17 protein-coding genes are annotated in these 16,789 nt (G+C 67.1%); 10 read left to right on the top strand and 7 right to left on the bottom strand.

Translation table 11 applies throughout. The annotated features are described in order from the left end of the window. Positions 1 to 28: 28 nt before the first annotated feature. Together GJG85_RS02585 and GJG85_RS02580 are read right to left on the bottom strand one after the other, a co-directional pair. Positions 29 to 1,843 (bottom strand): aminopeptidase P family protein, encoded by a 1,815-nt coding sequence (locus GJG85_RS02585; RefSeq protein ID WP_050013073.1) that lies wholly within the window; start codon positions 1,841 to 1,843, stop codon positions 29 to 31. An 18-nt stretch (positions 1,844 to 1,861) separates the two neighbouring features. Then, positions 1,862 to 2,116 (bottom strand): hypothetical protein, encoded by a 255-nt coding sequence (locus GJG85_RS02580; RefSeq protein WP_089488127.1) that lies wholly within the window; start codon positions 2,114 to 2,116, stop codon positions 1,862 to 1,864. A gap of 171 nt (positions 2,117 to 2,287) precedes the next feature. Here GJG85_RS02580 and GJG85_RS02575 point away from each other — a divergent pair, with 171 nt between their 5' ends. The 7 genes from GJG85_RS02575 to GJG85_RS02545 all read left to right on the top strand — a co-directional run bounded on the left by GJG85_RS02575 (position 2,288) and on the right by GJG85_RS02545 (position 8,394). Next, the gene (locus GJG85_RS02575; protein WP_050013075.1) at positions 2,288 to 3,052 is read left to right on the top strand and encodes a response regulator transcription factor; all 765 of its coding nucleotides are present in this window, start codon (positions 2,288 to 2,290) and stop codon (positions 3,050 to 3,052) included. 26 nt (positions 3,053 to 3,078) lie between these two features. After that, on the top strand, positions 3,079 to 4,377 hold the full coding sequence (gene hemA / locus GJG85_RS02570) for a glutamyl-tRNA reductase (protein ID WP_050013076.1): 1,299 nt from the start codon (positions 3,079 to 3,081) through the stop codon (positions 4,375 to 4,377). 93 nt (positions 4,378 to 4,470) lie between these two features. Beyond that, entirely contained in the window at positions 4,471 to 5,553 is a 1,083-nt protein-coding gene (prfA, locus tag GJG85_RS02565) for a peptide chain release factor 1 (RefSeq protein ID WP_006494405.1), read from the top strand. A 7-nt stretch (positions 5,554 to 5,560) separates the two neighbouring features. Beyond that, positions 5,561 to 6,403 carry a peptide chain release factor N(5)-glutamine methyltransferase gene (gene prmC, locus GJG85_RS02560; protein ID WP_050013077.1) on the top strand — a complete coding sequence of 281 codons (843 nt, stop codon included), beginning with the start codon at positions 5,561 to 5,563 and terminating at the stop codon, positions 6,401 to 6,403. Positions 6,404 to 6,470: 67 nt separating this feature from the next. Beyond that, positions 6,471 to 6,782 carry a Grx4 family monothiol glutaredoxin gene (gene grxD / locus GJG85_RS02555; protein ID WP_006477066.1) on the top strand — a complete coding sequence of 104 codons (312 nt, stop codon included), beginning with the start codon at positions 6,471 to 6,473 and terminating at the stop codon, positions 6,780 to 6,782. 24 nt (positions 6,783 to 6,806) lie between these two features. Then, the gene (locus GJG85_RS02550; RefSeq protein WP_050013078.1) at positions 6,807 to 7,403 is read left to right on the top strand and encodes a UbiX family flavin prenyltransferase; all 597 of its coding nucleotides are present in this window, start codon (positions 6,807 to 6,809) and stop codon (positions 7,401 to 7,403) included. A 199-nt stretch (positions 7,404 to 7,602) separates the two neighbouring features. Continuing rightward, positions 7,603 to 8,394 carry a class III extradiol ring-cleavage dioxygenase gene (locus GJG85_RS02545; RefSeq protein WP_050013079.1) on the top strand — a complete coding sequence of 264 codons (792 nt, stop codon included), beginning with the start codon at positions 7,603 to 7,605 and terminating at the stop codon, positions 8,392 to 8,394. A 118-nt stretch (positions 8,395 to 8,512) separates the two neighbouring features. Here GJG85_RS02545 and GJG85_RS02540 read toward each other — a convergent pair whose 3' ends face one another. After that, positions 8,513 to 10,111: an APC family permease gene (locus tag GJG85_RS02540; protein WP_050013080.1), complete on the bottom strand. Its 1,599-nt coding sequence runs from the start codon at positions 10,109 to 10,111 to the stop codon at positions 8,513 to 8,515. Between the two features lie 420 nt (positions 10,112 to 10,531). Between GJG85_RS02540 and GJG85_RS02535 the strand changes: the two genes are divergently transcribed. Further along, the gene (locus tag GJG85_RS02535) at positions 10,532 to 10,735 is read left to right on the top strand and encodes a cold-shock protein (protein ID WP_006477070.1); all 204 of its coding nucleotides are present in this window, start codon (positions 10,532 to 10,534) and stop codon (positions 10,733 to 10,735) included. A gap of 109 nt (positions 10,736 to 10,844) precedes the next feature. On the opposite strand, the gene GJG85_RS02530 is transcribed toward GJG85_RS02535, so the two are convergent. The 3 genes from GJG85_RS02530 to GJG85_RS02520 all read right to left on the bottom strand — a co-directional run bounded on the left by GJG85_RS02530 (position 10,845) and on the right by GJG85_RS02520 (position 14,328). After that, the gene (locus tag GJG85_RS02530) at positions 10,845 to 12,095 is read right to left on the bottom strand and encodes an Hsp70 family protein (protein ID WP_050013081.1); all 1,251 of its coding nucleotides are present in this window, start codon (positions 12,093 to 12,095) and stop codon (positions 10,845 to 10,847) included. A gap of 187 nt (positions 12,096 to 12,282) precedes the next feature. Further along, positions 12,283 to 12,888 carry a nitroreductase family protein gene (locus GJG85_RS02525; protein ID WP_050013082.1) on the bottom strand — a complete coding sequence of 202 codons (606 nt, stop codon included), beginning with the start codon at positions 12,886 to 12,888 and terminating at the stop codon, positions 12,283 to 12,285. Positions 12,889 to 13,044: 156 nt separating this feature from the next. Beyond that, entirely contained in the window at positions 13,045 to 14,328 is a 1,284-nt protein-coding gene (locus GJG85_RS02520) for an MFS transporter (RefSeq protein WP_050013083.1), read from the bottom strand. Positions 14,329 to 14,546: 218 nt separating this feature from the next. Between GJG85_RS02520 and GJG85_RS02515 the strand changes: the two genes are divergently transcribed. Together GJG85_RS02515 and GJG85_RS02510 are read left to right on the top strand one after the other, a co-directional pair. Then, a complete protein-coding gene (locus tag GJG85_RS02515; RefSeq protein ID WP_050013084.1) occupies positions 14,547 to 15,167 on the top strand; it encodes a TetR/AcrR family transcriptional regulator in 621 nt (206 codons plus the stop codon). Between the two features lie 76 nt (positions 15,168 to 15,243). Beyond that, positions 15,244 to 15,816, top strand: a complete 573-nt coding sequence (locus GJG85_RS02510; RefSeq protein WP_050013085.1) for a DUF1415 domain-containing protein — start codon at positions 15,244 to 15,246, stop codon at positions 15,814 to 15,816. Between the two features lie 46 nt (positions 15,817 to 15,862). Here GJG85_RS02510 and GJG85_RS02505 read toward each other — a convergent pair whose 3' ends face one another. Further along, positions 15,863 to 16,753: an SAM-dependent methyltransferase gene (locus GJG85_RS02505; protein ID WP_204383640.1), complete on the bottom strand. Its 891-nt coding sequence runs from the start codon at positions 16,751 to 16,753 to the stop codon at positions 15,863 to 15,865. Between the last annotated feature and the right edge of the window lie 36 nt (positions 16,754 to 16,789).

Here is a 16,789-nt window from a genome sequence, read left to right as displayed (position 1 = left end):
CGCCATCCGGCCGTTGCCGCGCGTTGCATCAGATCGGCTGCGTGCGCGCGTCGAGCCACGCCTTCGCGTCGCCGCCCAGGTGCCGGCCGACACGCTCGCGCACCGTCGCGTGATACGTGTTCAGCCACGCGCGCTCTTCGTCGTGCAGCATCTCGATCAGCACGCAGCGCGTGTCGATCGGGCACAGCGTCAGCGTCTCGAACGCGAGGAAATCGCCGAACTCCGTCTTCCCGGCCGCCCGGTTCACGACCAGGTTCTCGATCCGGATGCCCCACTGGCCCGGACGGTACACGCCCGGCTCGATCGACGTGATCATCCCCTCTTCCATCGCCGTGTACGGCTCGGCCGGCGCGTAGTGCGAGATGACCTGCGGGCCTTCGTGCACGTTCAGGAAGTAACCGACGCCATGCCCGGTGCCGTGGCCGTAGTCGAGCCCGGCCGCCCACATCGGCGCACGGGCGATCGCGTCGAGCATCGGCGAGCGGATGCCGCGCGGGAAGCGGGCGCGCGACAGCGCCATCATCGACTTCAGCACGATCGTGAAATCGCGCCGCTGCAGGTCGCTGACGGTGCCGACCGGCACGACGCGCGTGATGTCGGTCGTGCCCGTCATGTATTGGCCGCCCGAATCGATCAGCAGCAGGCCGTCGCCGACGATCGTCGCGTGCGACTCGCGCGTCGCGTGGTAGTGCGGCATCGCGCCGTTCGCGTTGAAGCCGGCGATCGTCGCGAAGCTCGCCGACACGTAGCCGGGGCGCCGGGCGCGCGCGGCCGTGAGCTTTTCCTCGATCGTCAGCTCGGTGATCGTCTCGCGATTGACGGCCTGTTCGAACCACGCGAAGAACTCCGCGAGCGCGGCGCCGTCGTGCTCCATCGTCACGCGCACGTGCTCGATCTCCGCGGACGTCTTGCGCGATTTCGCGAACGTCGACGGATTCACGGCCTCGACGAGCTTCACGCCGGCCGGCACGGCCTCGAGCGTGCCGAACGTCACGCGGCGCGGGTCGATCAGCAGCGTCGCGCCGTCGGGCAGCGCCGCGAGCGACGCACGCGCGGCGTCGTACGCGCGGACGTCGACGCCATCCCGCGCGAGCGACGCGGCCAGCGCCGGCGGCACCTTGCCGTCGGCGACGAACAGCGTCGCGCGATCGGCGCCGATCAATGCGTGCGCAACGAACACCGGATTGAAGTTGACGTCGGCGCCGCGCAGGTTGAACAGCCACGCGAGATCGTCGAGCGTCGACACGAAGTGCCATTGCGCGCCCTGCGCGTGCATCGCGCGGCGCACGTCGGCCAGCTTGCTCGCGCGCGTCGTGTCGGCCTGCGGCGCCACGTGCTCGAACACCGCGTCGGCGGGCAGCCCCGGCCGCTCCGGCCAGATCGCGTCGAGCAGGTCGACGTCGGTGCGCAGCGCAATGCCGCGCGCGCTCAGCGCGGCCGTCAGCCCGCGCGCGGCCGCGACGCCGAGCACGGCGCCGTCGACGCCGACCGTCGCGCCGGTCGCCACGTTCTGCGCGAGCCAGTCGACGTGCGGTGCGCTCTGCTGCCCGCCCGTCATCTTCATCAGTTGCACGCCCGTGCCCGCCAGCTCGGCGTCGGCCTGCACCCAGTAGCGGCTGTCGACCCACAACCCCGCGAACTCCGCGGTCACGACCAGCGTGCCGACCGAGCCCGTGAAACCCGACAGCCAGCGGCGCGCCTGCCAGCGTTCCGGCAGGTATTCGGACAGATGGGGATCGGCGGACGGCACGAGATAGGCGGCCAGGTTCTCGCGGGCCATCGCGTCACGCAGCAGCGCGAGACGGGCCGGCACCGGCGAGACTTCGGGGAGACGGGCATTCATGATTTCACCTGAGAGCATTCAGCGACGGGCCGACAGCGCGACCGTCACGGCTACGGCGAGGAACGCGACGCCGGTGCAGACCGGCCATTCGAGCGTCTCGCCATCGTAAAACAGTCCCGAGAGATTGCCGACCATGCGGGCGGCGGCCGCGCCCACGATGCCGACGAGCACCGCGATCCACCACGCCGGCCGACGCGTGCGCCGCATCGGATGCAGCCAGCGGCCGAACAGCCCGACGGCCGCTCCCAGGACAAGGATTCCAAACCAGTTCATTCAACGCCTTCTATAAATTCAGATTCGTCCCATAGGCGTGAACGTTGCCAGCGGCTAGCATCGATTCATCCATCGAACCCGAGACCAGCCGGGCGCCGCGAACGTTCGAGTGTAGGGGCCGACTCGACGTTATGGCAAGCGCACACCGGCTGCCGTATTGAAGAAATCGTCATGCGAATCGCTCTGATCGATCCGGAGTCGCGTCATAGCGCACTCCTGAACCGCCTGCTCTTCGCGGGCGGTCATGTGTGCCATGCGTTTCCGTCCAGCACCGCATTCTTCGAATGGCTCGCCGCCGACAACACCTGCGACATGCTGGTCACCGGCCACTGGGCCGGCGACCAGCCGGCGCAGGAAGTCATTCCGCGCGCGCAGGCGGTCCTGCCCGGGCTGCCGGCCATTGCCATGATGCAGTCGGCGCGCGAAAGCGAAATCGTCTCGTGCCTGCACGCGGGCGCCGACGATTGCCTCGTGCGCCCCGTGAGCGGGCCCGAGTTTCTCGCGCGCGTCAACGCGCTAAGCCGGCGCGCGGGCGTACGGCGCGCACCCGCCCGCTCGCGCGAAACGTATGGCGAATACGCATTCGACACCACGCATTGCCTCGTGCGTTTCGGCGACGCAATCGTTTCACTCACGCCGAAGGAGTTCCGTTTCGCGCAGTTGCTGCTCACGAACGTGTCGCGGCCCGTGTCGCGCGCCCATATCCTCGAAACGGTATGGGGCCGCCGCCGCGACATGAAGTCGCGCACGCTCGACACGCACGCGTCCCGGCTGCGCAGCAAATTGCAGCTGCTTCCGGAGCGCGGCTACCGGCTGTTGCCGCTCTATGGCTTCGGCTATCAGCTCGACCGCGTGCCGATCGAACCCCCAAATTCGCGGCCCCGCCACGCCGATGCCCGGTATGCAGCCAGTGAGGAAATCACTGAAACGCTATAATATGGGGCTAAACGATAGCCCTCGATATGCAACTCCTCACGATCGGAATCAACCATCACACTGCGCCTGTCGCCCTGCGCGAACGCGTGGCGTTTCCGCTCGAGCAAATCAAACCGGCTCTCGTCACGTTCAAGAACGTGTTTCTCGGCCCGCAGGCGCCGAATACGCCCGAGGCGGCGATCCTCTCCACCTGCAACCGCACCGAACTGTATTGCGCGACCGACGATCGCGCGGCCCGCGAAGGCGCGCTTCGCTGGCTGTCGGAATATCACCGGATTCCGGTCGACGAGCTCGCGCCGCACGTTTATGCGCTGCCGCAGTCGGAAGCGGTCCGGCACGCGTTTCGCGTCGCGTCTGGCCTCGATTCGATGGTGCTCGGCGAAACCCAGATTCTGGGCCAGATGAAGGATGCCGTTCGCACCGCGACCGAAGCGGGCGCGCTCGGCACCTACCTGAACCAGCTATTCCAGCGCACGTTCGCGGTGGCGAAGGAAGTACGCGGCACGACCGAAATCGGCACGCAGTCGGTGTCGATGGCCGCCGCCGCGGTGCGCCTCGCGCAGCGGATCTTCGAAAAGGTGTCGGATCAGCGCGTGCTGTTCATCGGCGCCGGCGAAATGATCGAGCTGTGCGCGACGCACTTCGCCGCGCAAGGCCCGCGCGAACTCGTCGTCGCGAACCGCACGGCCGAACGCGGCCAGCGGCTCGCCGAACGCTTCAACGGCCGCGCGATGCCGCTGGCCGACCTGCCCACGCGCATGCACGAATTCGACATCATCGTGTCGTGCACCGCGTCGACGCTGCCGATCATCGGCCTCGGCGCGGTCGAGCGCGCGGTGAAGGCGCGCCGCCACCGGCCGATCTTCATGGTCGACCTCGCGGTGCCGCGCGACATCGAGCCCGAAGTCGGCAAGCTGAAGGACGTGTTCCTTTACACCGTCGACGATCTCGGCGCGATCGTGCGCGAGGGCAACGCATCGCGCCAGGCCGCGGTCGCACAGGCCGAAGCGATCATCGAGACGCGCGTGCAGAATTTCATGCAATGGCTCGACACGCGCAGCGTCGTGCCGGTGATCCGTCACATGCATACGCAGGCGGACGCGCTGCGACGGGCCGAAGTCGAGAAGGCGCAGAAGCTGCTCGCGCGCGGTGACGATCCGGCTGCGGTGCTCGAAGCGCTGTCGCAGGCGCTGACCAACAAGCTGATCCACGGCCCGACGAGCGCGCTCAACCGCGTCAACGGCGCCGATCGCGATTCGCTGATCGACCTGATGCGCGGCTTCTACCAGCACGCGCCGCGCTCGAACGACCCATCCGGCCACTAGCGCCGCCCGGTCGCCCTGCCGCCGGCCGGTCGTTGTCCTGCCGCCGGCCTATCCTTTCCGAATACCCCTTGCCCGGGAGCGCCGCTCCACACCATGAAGACGAGCATGCAACGCAAGCTCGACCAGCTGTCCACACGGCTGGCCGAACTGAACGACCTGCTGAGCCGCGAAAACGTCACGGCCGACCTCGACCAGTACCGCAAGCTGACACGCGAACATGCGGAACTCGGCCCGGTCGTCGAGCAATACGCGTTATGGCGCCAATCGCGCAGCGACGAGGCGGCCGCGCAGGAGCTGCTCGCCGATCCGTCGATGCGCGATTTCGCGGAAGACGAGATCCGCAGCGCGCGCGAAGGCATGGCGCGCCTCGAGACCGAGCTGCAGAAGATGCTGCTGCCGAAGGATCCGAATGACGACCGCAACATCTTCCTCGAAATCCGCGCGGGCACGGGTGGCGACGAATCGGCGCTGTTCGCGGGCGACCTGCTGCGCATGTACCTGCGCTTCGCGGAACGCCAGCGCTGGCAGGTCGAAATGATGTCGGAGAGCGCGTCGGATCTCGGCGGCTACAAGGAAGTGATCGTGCGGATCGCGGGCCAGGGCGCGTATTCGCGCCTGAAGTTCGAATCGGGCGGCCATCGCGTGCAGCGCGTGCCGGCCACCGAGACGCAAGGGCGCATCCATACGTCCGCGTGCACGGTCGCCGTGATGCCGGAAGCGGACGAAATCGGCGAGGTCGAGATCAATCCGGCCGACCTGCGCATCGACACGTTCCGCGCGTCCGGCGCGGGCGGCCAGCACATCAACAAGACCGATTCGGCGGTGCGCGTCACGCACATCCCGACCGGGATCGTCGTCGAATGCCAGGACGACCGCTCGCAGCACAAGAACAAGGATCGCGCGCTGAAGGTGCTCGCCGCGCGCATCAAGGACAAGCAGTATCACGAGCAGCATGCGAAGGAAGCCGCGACGCGCAAGAGCCTGATCGGCTCCGGCGACCGCTCGGAGCGCATCCGCACGTACAACTTCCCGCAGGGACGGATGACCGACCACCGGATCAACCTGACGCTGTACCGGCTCGAGGCGATCATGGACGGCGATCTCGACGAACTGATCGGCGCGCTCGTCACCGAGCATCAGGCCGAGTTGCTCGCGTCGCTCGGCGAAGCCGACTGAGGCCGCGATGTCCGACACCACCGCCGACGCGCTGCTACGCGCATCGCCGCTCGATCCGGTCGATGCGCGCGTGCTGCTCGCGCATGCGCTCGGCTGGACCCGCACGCAGCTGATCACGCGCGGCGACGCGCCGCTCGACGACGCCGCGGTCGAACGCTTCCGCGCACTGGAAGCACGCCGCGTCGCCGGCGAGCCCGTCGCGCAACTGGTCGGGATGCGCGAGTTCTTCGGCCGCCCGTTCGACGTGACGCCCGACGTGCTGATCCCGCGCCCCGAAACCGAGCTGCTCGTCGAAGCCACGCTCGACGCGATCGGCGGGCTGCCGCATGCCGCCGTGCTCGACCTCGGCACCGGCAGCGGCGCGATCGCCGTGTCGATCGCGGCCGAGCGTCCCGATGCGCGCGTCTGGGCGCTCGACCGTTCGCCGGCCGCGCTCGCGGTCGCGCAACGCAACGCCGACAAACTGCTCGACGCGCGGCGCCCCGGCGGCCCGCTGCACTGGCTGCAGAGCGACTGGTACGCGGCGCTCGATCCCGCGCTCGCGTTCGATACGATCGTCAGCAACCCGCCGTACATCGCGCAGCACGACCCGCACCTCGCGCAAGGCGACCTGCGTTTCGAGCCGCGCGGCGCGCTCACCGACGATGCCGACGGCCTCAGCGCGATCCGCACGATCGTCGCGGGCGCCGGCGCACATCTGAAACCGGGCGGCACGCTCTGGATCGAGCACGGCTACGACCAGGCCGAAGCCGTCCGCGCGATCCTGGCGTCGCACGGCTTCGTCGCGGTCGAATCGCTCGCCGATCTCGCCGCCATCGAACGCACGACCGGCGGCCGCCTGCCGGGTTGATGGCCGGCCCGCCCGGTTGAAATCCGCTATCATTTCGATCTAACGCCCCGCAAACGCAAGGTCAGTCATGGACACCCAACAACGTATCAAGCAAATCGTCGACGAAAACCAGGTCGTGCTCTTCATGAAGGGCAACGCGCAATTCCCGATGTGCGGCTTCTCGGGCCGCGCCGTGCAGGTGCTGAAGGCCTGCGGCGTCGACCAGTTCAAGACGGTCAACGTGCTCGAGGACGACGAAATCCGCCAGGGCATCAAGGCATTCTCGAACTGGCCGACCATCCCGCAGCTGTACGTGAAGGGCGAATTCATCGGCGGCTCGGACATCATGATGGAGATGTACCAGTCGGGCGAACTGCAGCAACTGTTCGCCGCCGCCTAACACGCGGCACCCGTCCCCTTTTCAATGGCATCTCCCAGCGCGCCGCCACGCCGGCTGATCGTCGCGATCACCGGCGCCACCGGCGCGATCTATGGTGTGCGGCTGCTCGACCTGCTGCGCGCCGCCGGCGGCGTCGAAACGCATCTGCTGATCTCGAACGCCGGCTGGCTCAACATCCAGCATGAACTGAAGCTGCCGAAGGCCGATGTCGAACGCCGTGCGGACGTCGTGCATTCGGTGCGCGACGTCGGCGCGACGATCGCGTCGGGCTCGTTCGCGACCGACGGCATGGTGATCGCGCCCTGCTCGATGAAGACGCTGGCGAGCGTCGCGCACGGGCTGTCCGACAACCTGATCACGCGCGCGGCCGACGTCACGCTGAAGGAACGCCGCCGTCTCGTGCTGATGGTGCGCGAAACGCCGTTCAACCTCGCGCATCTGCGCAACATGACCGCCGTCACCGAAATGGGCGGCATCGTCTTCCCGCCGCTGCCCGCGTTCTACGCGATGCCGAAGACGATCGAGGAACTCGTCGACCAGACCGTCACGCGCGTGCTCGACCTATTCGCGCTCAGCGCCCCGCTCACGACGCCGTGGGCCGGCATCCGGCACGCGCAGTAAGTCATCCTTCTGCGCGGATCTCCTTCTATTCGCACTGCAACTCCATCGATTTCTCACCTTCGGATGCGAATCCGCATTCGAGCGCCGGTCGTCGCCACGATTATCAACAAACAAGCGTCAATCAAATTCTCGGTCGCCGATTTATCAATGCACGGTACGCGCTTATAGTCACAGGCAACCCCTTTTGCAGGTCACCACCATGAACCGCTTGCCTTCGCTCTACCTGTCCCACGGCGCCCCGACACTGCCGATCGACCCGGCGCTGCCGTCCGGCGCGTTCACGCACCTCGGCGCCGAGTTGCCGCGCCCGCGCGCGGTGCTGATGCTGTCCGCGCACTGGGGCACGCAACAGCCGGTCGCGAGCGTCGCCGCGCATCCGGACACGATCCACGATTTCTACGGTTTCCCGCAGGCGCTGTACGACATCCGCTATCCGGCGCCGGGCGCACCGGACGTCGCCGAACGCGCGGCCGCGCTGCTGAACGCGGCCGGCATCGCGACCGCGACGACCGAACACGGGCTCGATCACGGCGCGTGGGTGCCGATGCTGCTGATGTTTCCGGAAGCCGACGTGCCGGTCGCGCAACTGTCGATCCAGCCGCGCGCGAACGCCGCGCATCACTTCGCGCTCGGCCGCGCGCTGCGGCCGCTGCGCGACGAAGGCGTGATGGTGATCGGCTCGGGCCAGATCACGCACAACCTGCGCGCCGCCGATTTCGGCGCGGCGCCCGAGGATGCGGACCCGCGCGTCGCCGAATTCACCGACTGGTTCGAGGCGAAACTCGCCGCGCGCGACGTCGATGCGCTGCTCGACTATCGCCGGCAGGCGCCGCACGCGGCGCTGATGCATCCGACCGACGAGCACCTGCTGCCGGTCTTCACGGCGCTCGGCGCGGCGGATGACGACTACCAGCTCGGCATCCAGTCGCTCGGCACGTACCAGCGCGTGCTTGCGATGACGAACTACGTGTTCGCGAACGCCGACGCCTGAACCCGGACGGCGGTGCAACCGCCGAGCCAGTCAGCAAAAAGCCCGCCCGAGCATCGCGCTCGGGCGGGCTTTTTTGCGCTGCATCCTGTCGCCGCCGAATCCGGCGACAGGTCACGCGTCAGACACCGACCCCTTCGAGGATCTCGTCGTGCGACTCGCGCTCGTCGAGATACTGGGTCCGGTAGCCGGTATTCACGCCCCAGAAGTAGAACACCAGCGAAATCGCCGCGACGATCAGCATGTCCCAGCCATACGGCAGGTAGCCATGACCGCCGAACTCCTTGCTGCCAATCAGCGACAGCACGGCCATCGTCGGCAAGTATGCGACCAGCCACCACGCGGCCTTCAGGTCGGCGCCCCAGCCGGTCCAGCCCGACTTCGCCTGGAAGTAGAAATACACCGGCAGCGCGACGATCATCAGCAGGATGATTTCGCCCGTCAGCGGCCACTTCGCCCAGTACAGGATCAGCGACGCGCATACGAACGCGAACGGCGCGATCAGCTTCATCAGCGGAATCGACAGCGGGCGCTCGATGTCGGTCGCCGAACGGCGCAGCGCCATCAGGCTGATCGGGCCGGTCAGGTACGAGATCACCGTCGCGACCGAGATCACCGCCGCGAGCGAGCTCCAGCCGCGGAAGAAGAACAGGAAGATGAACGACACGAGCAGGTTGAACCACATCGCCTGGCGCGGCACGCCGTAGATCGGGTGCACGTTGCCGAACATCTTCGGCATCGTGTTGTTGCGCTCCATCGCGTAGATCATGCGGGTGGTCGTCGCCATGTAGGTCGTGCCGGTGCCGCTCGGGCTGATGAACGCGTCGACGTACAGCAGGATCGCGAGCCAGTTCAGGTTCAGCGCGATCGCGAGCTCCGCGAACGGCGACGAGAAGTTGAAGTGCTCCCAGCCCTTCGCGACGTCGGCCGGGTTCACCGAACCGATATACGCCATTTGCAGCAGCACGTAGATCACGAGTGCGAGCAGGATCGACGTGATCACCGCGAACGGCACGCTGCGCGACGGATTGCGCGCTTCACCGGCCAGGTTCACCGGGCTCTGGAAGCCGTTGAACGCGAACACGATGCCGCTCGTCGCGACCGCGGTCAGCACGGCCGACCAGCCGTACGGCGCAAAGCTGGCATTGGATGCGGTGCCGAGGTTCTCCGAATGGAAGCTCGACAGCATCAGGCCGAGGATCGTGAGGCCGGGGATCAGGAACTTGAAGATCGTGATCGCGGTGTTCGCCCGCGCGAAGGCCTTGACGCCCCAGTAGTTCAGCATGAAGTAGACGACGACCAGCACGGCCGACAGCAGCAGCCCGAGCGTCTGTAATTCACCGTTCACGAACAGGGCGTGCGCCCACGGATACGGCCACGTGCTCATGTACTGGATCGATGCTTCGGCCTCGATCGGGATCACGGATACGATCGCGATCCAGTTGGCCCATGCGCTGATGAAGCCCACCAGCGAACCGTGCGAGTAGCGCGCGTAACGCACCATGCCACCCGATTCGGGGAACATCGCCCCCAGTTCCGCATACGTCAGCGCAATCGCGAGAATCACGACGGCGCCGATGATCCATGCGCAAATCGCCGCCGGACCGGCGATCTTCGCGGCCTTCCAGGCACCGAACAGCCAACCCGAGCCGATAATCGAACCCAGCCCCGTCAGCATCAATGCAAACGGGCCGATGTTCCGTTGAATAGAACTCTTCACATCCTCTCCTGTGTCTCAAAAAGCATGGTCGGCCTGCGATCCGGGATCGGCTCGGAGCGCGCCGCGCACGCATTCTTGGGGAGGAGGGTTACCCGATCGGGGCAACCCGTCCACGCGGCGCGTAGTTTAACGGTTGCACCTCGAACGTGGCGCCAAAATCGATCGACCCCTACAAAAAATTCGCATCGCTTGCAAGCTTTGTAAACCAGATATCCGCAATAACCCTGAGAGCATGGGAATACGGTTGACCGTCAGAAGGATTAGCCGTATAAAGGACTTCGCAGGATTTCAAGCGGCGAGTGAATTGGTTCTTTCGTAGTTCGCCCATCAACGGTACTCCGGTTGGTCCTATTACCCCTTCCTTGATTTTCCGCACCCCATGGGCCTCGGCCCCGTTTTATTTTTTTAGGAACAAGTAACATGGCAACCGGTACCGTCAAGTGGTTCAATGACGCAAAGGGCTTCGGCTTCATCACCCCGGAAGGCGGCGGCGACGATCTGTTCGCGCACTTCTCGGAAATCCGCGTCGAAGGCTTCAAGACGCTGCAAGAAAACCAGAAGGTTGAATTCGAAGTGAAGACGGGCCCGAAGGGTCTGCAAGCTGCGAACATCCGTCCGGTCTAAGCTTGGCGCGATTATTCGTGTAAAAAAGCCCCGCTTCGGCGGGGCTTTTTGTTTTTGCGCGCCGGTCGTCCTACATGGTGGCGCATGGCGGCCCGTAGCCGCCCGCCGTTCAGCCGAACAGTCGCTGCGCGTGAATGCCGAGCCCCGTCGCGACACTCGCGAGGCGATCGCCGAACACCGGCTGCGCATCCGGGAACGCACCGGCGAGCGCGCCGGACAGGAATGCAAGCCCCGTCGAACCGCCGGTGAAATACAGCGCACCGACGTCGCGCGGCGCCACGCCCGCGAGCCGCACCGTCTCGCGCGCGGCGTCGACGATGCGCGCGGTATCGTCGCGGCTCGCGTCGACGAGGCGATTCGCGTCGAATGCGATCAGCAGATCCTCTTCCACGTCGTTCAGGTCGATCATCGTCTCCCCGCCCGCCGCGACCCCGATCTTCGCTTCTTCCGCACGCGCCATCAGCGCGTGCCCGAGCCGCTGCTCGACCACGCTCGTGAGCCGGTCGTACTGCCGCACGTCCTGGTACAGGTGCTTCATCAGCTTCAGCTCGCCGACGCGCTTCGGCGTGTAGACGGTGTTGATCAGATGCCAGGTCGCGAGATCGAAGTAGATCTTGTTCGGCAGCTCGCGCCCTTCCGGGTCGAGCGAACGGTAGCCGAATGCGGGCAGGATCGCCGCCAGCTCGACACGCCGGTCGTAGTCGGTGCCCGCGACGTGCACGCCGTGGTGCGCCAGCACGTCGTCCTTGCGCTCGAGCCGCGCCATCCGCGCCGGGCCGACGCGCACCAGCGAGAAGTCGGACGTGCCGCCGCCGATGTCTGCGACCAGCACGAGACGCTCGGCCGGCTGGCGCGATTCGTAGTCGAATGCGGCGGCGATCGGTTCGTACTGGAAGTGAACGTCCGCGAAGCCGACCGATTGCGCGGCCGCCTCGAGCTGATCCTGGGCGAGACGGTCGGCGCGCGGATCGTCGTCGACGAAGAACACCGGCCGGCCAAGCACCGCGCGGCCGATCGGCGCGCCCGCGCGCGCTTCGGCCTTGCGCTTCAGGTGCGTCAGAAAGCGCGCGATGATTTCGGTGTACGCGATCGCGCTGCCGTCGCCGAGATCGGTCGTCGTTTCCGCGAGCGGCGAGCCGAGGATGCTCTTCATCGAGCGCATCAGCCGGCCGTCGAAGCCGTCGATATAGGAAGCCAGCGCCGCCCGGCCGTATTCGACCGTCTCTTCGTCGTTGTTGAAGAAGATCGCGGTGGGCAGCGTCAGGTGGTCGCCCTCGACGGGCGCGAGGCGCATGCCATCGCCGTCGGGCAGCGCCACGGCGGAATTGGACGTGCCGAAATCGATCGCGCAGTAAGTCATGGGAAATTGCCGCAGCAGGCCGGCGCGAAAACGGAAAGGACCGGCTTTTTAACATGAAGCCCGCGGGATCACAACCGGGGCCGGCCACCGGGGCCGCGCAACGGGCGCCGGTGGCGACGGCGCGCGGCGTGGCGCGCCGGAAACGGGCGCGGACAGGATGCGCGACGCAGCCTGCCCACCCGCGGGGTCAGGCCGCTGCGCCGAAGCTCTTCTTCCATGCACCCGCGTAGACGACTTCGCCGAGCGCGTGGCGCGTGCGCGGCGCCTTCTCGCGATCGCGCAGCACGGGATCGAGCTTGTCGACATTGCCGTAGTGGCCGAGCGAAATGATCGACACGATCGCGACATCCGCCGGAATCGCGAACGCGTCGCGGAATGCCTTCGCGTCGAACCCGCTCATCTGGTGCGCGGCGAGGCCGAGCGCGTGCGCCTGCAGCACCAGCGACATCGCGGCGGCGCCGGCGTCGTACAGCGCGGTCGGCGCCGGCTCGCCCTTCGGCGTCAGCGTGTGCGCGGTGACCGCGATCAGCACCGGCGCCGGTGCATTCCAGCCCTGGTTGAACGGCACCAGCGTCGCGAACGCGCGCTTGAACGCGTCTTCGTCCTGGGTGCGATCGAATACGATGAAACGCCACGGTTGCGCGTTGTACGCGGACGGGGCCCAGCGTGCCGCTTCGAGCACCGCGTGGAGATCGCCGGCGCTGACGGCTTCATCCGAATACGCGCGGGGGCTCCAGCGGCCCGCGATCAGATCGTGAATCGAAACAGTGGTGGGAGCAGGTTTGACGGACATGCGGTTCCTCGCTGACATCGATGAAGGGGCGCGAACGCCCGGCGAACCGCAAGCATACCCGCTTGAGCGACAGCGCGCCCGATCCTGCCGCGCTATGCAAATCGCCGCGCGTGCAATGGCCGGCCGCAGCGTGTGCGGCCGGCCGGTCCGCCGCGCTCAGGCCGCCTGCGCGGCCGCGCGCGACGGGCCGCGATTGATCCGCAGCACGATCAGCGCGCCGACGATACACAGCCCGCCCGAGATCATCGACGCGATCGTGTAGGTGCCGAGGCTCGCGCGCAGCAGCCCGGCGCCGAGCGCCGCGAACGCCGCGCCGAGCTGGTGGCCGGCGACGATCCAGCCGAACACGACCGGTGCGGCGGCCTTGCCGAACACGTCGGTAGCGAGCCGCACGGTGGGCGGCACGGTCGCGATCCAGTCGAGCCCGTAGAACATCGCGAACAGCGGCAGCCCGAAGAAATCGATCCCGAACGCATGCGGCAGGTAGATCAGCGACAGCCCGCGCAGCCCGTAGTACCAGAACAGCAGCACGCGGTTGTCGTAACGGTCGGACAACCATCCCGACAGCGTCGTGCCGAACAGGTCGAACACGCCCATCGCCGCGAGCAGCGACGCGCCCTGCACTTCGGTCATCCCGTAGTCGCTGCACATCGCGATCAGGTGCGTGCCGACATAGCCGTTGGTGCTCGCGCCGCAGATGAAGAAGCTGAAGAACAGCAGCCAGAAGTCGCGCGAACGGCTCGCCATCAGCAGCGTGCGGAACGCGACCGCGAGCGGATTCTCCTTCGTCGCATCGGGCGCCGCCGGCGTATCGGCCGGCTCGCCGTACGGGCGCAGCTTCACGTCGGCCGGCCGCTCGGGCAGCAGGAACGCGACCAGCGGAATCACGATCGCGGCCGCCACCGCGACGACCAGCACGACCGGCCGCCAGCCGTGGCGCTGCGCGATCGCCGCGAGCATCGGCAGGAACACGAGCTGGCCGGTGGCCGTGCTCGCGGTCAGGATCCCCATCACGAGGCCGCGCCGCGCATGGAACCAGCGCGTGACGAAGGTGGCGGACAGCGTCAGCGCGACGACGCCCGTCGAGCAGCCGACCATCAGCCCCCAGATCAGTACCATCTGCCAGCTCTGCGTCATCATCGACGACAGCGCGACGCCCGCGCTCATCGTCACGAGCGCGGTGAGGATCGTCGGACGCAGCCCGAAGCGCTGCATCGCGGCGGCCGCGAACGGGCCCGTCAGGCCGTACAACGCGATGTTCACCGAAATCGCCAGCGAAATCGCCGCGCGGCTCCAGCCGAGTTCGCGTTCGAGCGGCACCATCAGCACGCTCGGCGTCGCGCGCGTGCCGGCCGCCGCCAGCAGGATCAGGAATACCACCGCCGCCGCGAGCCATCCGTAATGGAAGCGCCCGCCGATTCGTGTCACTGCCCAGTTCATCTTCACGTTCTCCAGTTGGCGGTTCCGGCGCCATCGCACCACGCCGCCCCGACCAGGCCACCTCCGCCGCGCATTTCAACATCGGCTGACCCGGGCCGACGCTTGGCATTCGTCTGTCGATCCGGCCGCGATTGTTACCGACCGGTCACAACTGTGTTGCGATCGTAGTTACCAGTCGGTAACATGTCAAGCAATCCATTACGTAGTCGAGGGCCATCATGTCGGGCATCGAGGTCGCCAAACCGCTGGCACGGCGCACGCGCCGGCCGATCGACGGCGCCACCGCGCAGGAGCATCTGCTGCGTGCCGCCGAGGAGCTGTTTTACAAGGAAGGGGTGCGCACGGTCGGCGTCGAGGCGGTGGTGGAACGCGCGGGCGTCAACAAGATGAGCCTGTACCGCCAGTTCTCGTCGAAGGACGAGCTGATCCTCGCGTATCTGGAACGGATGGACGCGTGCTTCTTCGAGCGGCTCGACACGAGTGCCGCGAAGCATCCGGGCCAGCCGAAGGCGCAGTTGATCCAGTACTTCGCCGATCTCGCCGAGCGCGCGACGCAAAAGGACTATCGCGGCTGCCCGTTCGTCAACGTCGCCGCCGAATTCCCGGATGCGTCGCACCCGGCGCGCGAACGCGTCGCGCAGAACAAGGAGCAGCTGATGAAACGGCTCGTCGCGCTGTGCGAAGGCGCCGGCGCGCGGCAGCCGAAGGCGCTCGCCGATGCGCTCGCGCTGGTGGTCGAAGGCATCTATGCGGCCAGCCAGACCTACCGGCATGGCGAAACGCCGATCGGCACCGCGCCCGCACTCGTCACGCAATTGATCGAGGCGGCCTGCGCGTGACGGGCCGCGCGCGTTCGTCCCCGGCGCGCCCGCTACAATGCGGCCCTCTTCGCCCTTCCGCCCGACTGGTATCACGATGACCGACACCCGCCCCGATTCGCACGACGACATCCTCGCCGCCACGCGGCACTGGCTCGCGCGCGCGGTGATCGGGCTCAATCTGTGCCCGTTCGCGAAAAGCGTCTACGTGAAGGAACAGGTGCGCTACGCGATCAGCGAAGCGACGACGCTGGAGGACGCGCTCGCCGAACTCGAAACCGAGCTGCGCGCGCTGGAAGCGGCGGACCCGCAGCAGGTCGATACGACGCTTGTGATCTACCCGCACGCGTTCGCCGATTTCGTCGACTACAACGATGCGCTGTTCTTCGCCGAGCGGCTCGTGCGGCAATTGCGGCTCGACGGCGTGCTGCAGATCGCGAGCTTCCATCCGCAATACCGGTTCGACGGCACCGAACCCGACGACATCGAGAACTACACGAACCGCGCGCCGTATCCGATCCTGCACTTGCTGCGCGAGGACAGCATCGCACGCGCGGTCGACGCGTTCCCGGACGCGTCCGCGATCTACGAAAAGAATCAGGAAACGCTGCGCCGCCTCGGCCACGAAGGCTGGCGCGAATGGATGCGCCGGCCGGGCGACGACGTGTGATGCGGCGTGCCACGCGCGGCGCGGGCGCCATGCCCGCGCGACCGCGTCAGCCTTCGGCCGGCTCGATGGCGGCGTCGCCCGCCGCGGCGGCTTGCGCGACGAAGAAGCGCTCGTTCAGCTCGGCCAGCCCGAACATCGCGAGGATCTCGTTCAATCGCTCGCCCGGCTTGCGGCGCGGCAGGTTCTTGTACTGCGCGATGATCAGCTCGTTCTTCATCGAATGCTCCCAGCCGACGAGCTCGGTCACGCTGACCTGGTAGCCATGCGCCTCGAGCTGCAGGCAGCGCAGCACGTTGGTGATCTGGCTGCCGAATTCGCGCGTATGCAGCGGATGCCGCCACACCTCGGTCAGCGCATTCGCGAGCGACTTGCCCTTGTTCCTGCGCAGCACGCCCGCGACTTCCGCCTGGCAGCACGGCACCAGCACGATGTGCTGCGCGCGCTTCGCGAGCGCGAAGCGGATCGCGTCGTCGGTCGCCGTGTCGCACGCATGCAGCGCGGTGACGACGTCGACCGTGTCGGGCAGTTGCGGCGACGTGATCGAATCGGCGACCGACAGGTTCAGGAACGACATGCCGCCGAACCCGAGCCGCGCGGCAAGCTCGGTCGAGCGCGCGACGAGTTCTTCGCGCGTCTCGATGCCGTACACGTGCGACGCGAACGCCGGTGTGCCGTGCCCCGGCTGCTGCTTGAAGAACAGGTCGTACAGGATGAAACCGAGATACGACTTGCCGGCACCGTGATCGACGAGCGTCACGTGGCCCTTGTCGGCCTGCACGCCGGCGAGCAGCGGCTCGATGAACTGGAACAGGTGATAGACCTGCTTCAGCTTGCGGCGGCTGTCCTGGTTCAGCTTCCCGTCGCGGGTGAGGATGTGCAGTTCCTTCAGCAGCTCGACGGACTGCTCCGGGCGGATTTCGTGGGTCTTGTTCGACATCGTGAAGCGCCGCCGGGCCACGGTCGGTCGACCACG

The sequence above is a fragment of the Burkholderia sp. MS389 genome (assembly GCF_016899425.1).
GTDB classification, from domain to species: domain Bacteria; phylum Pseudomonadota; class Gammaproteobacteria; order Burkholderiales; family Burkholderiaceae; genus Burkholderia; species Burkholderia sola.
Note: the sequence above shows the minus strand (reverse complement) of the source record. Positions and strands in the feature narration are given on the sequence as shown.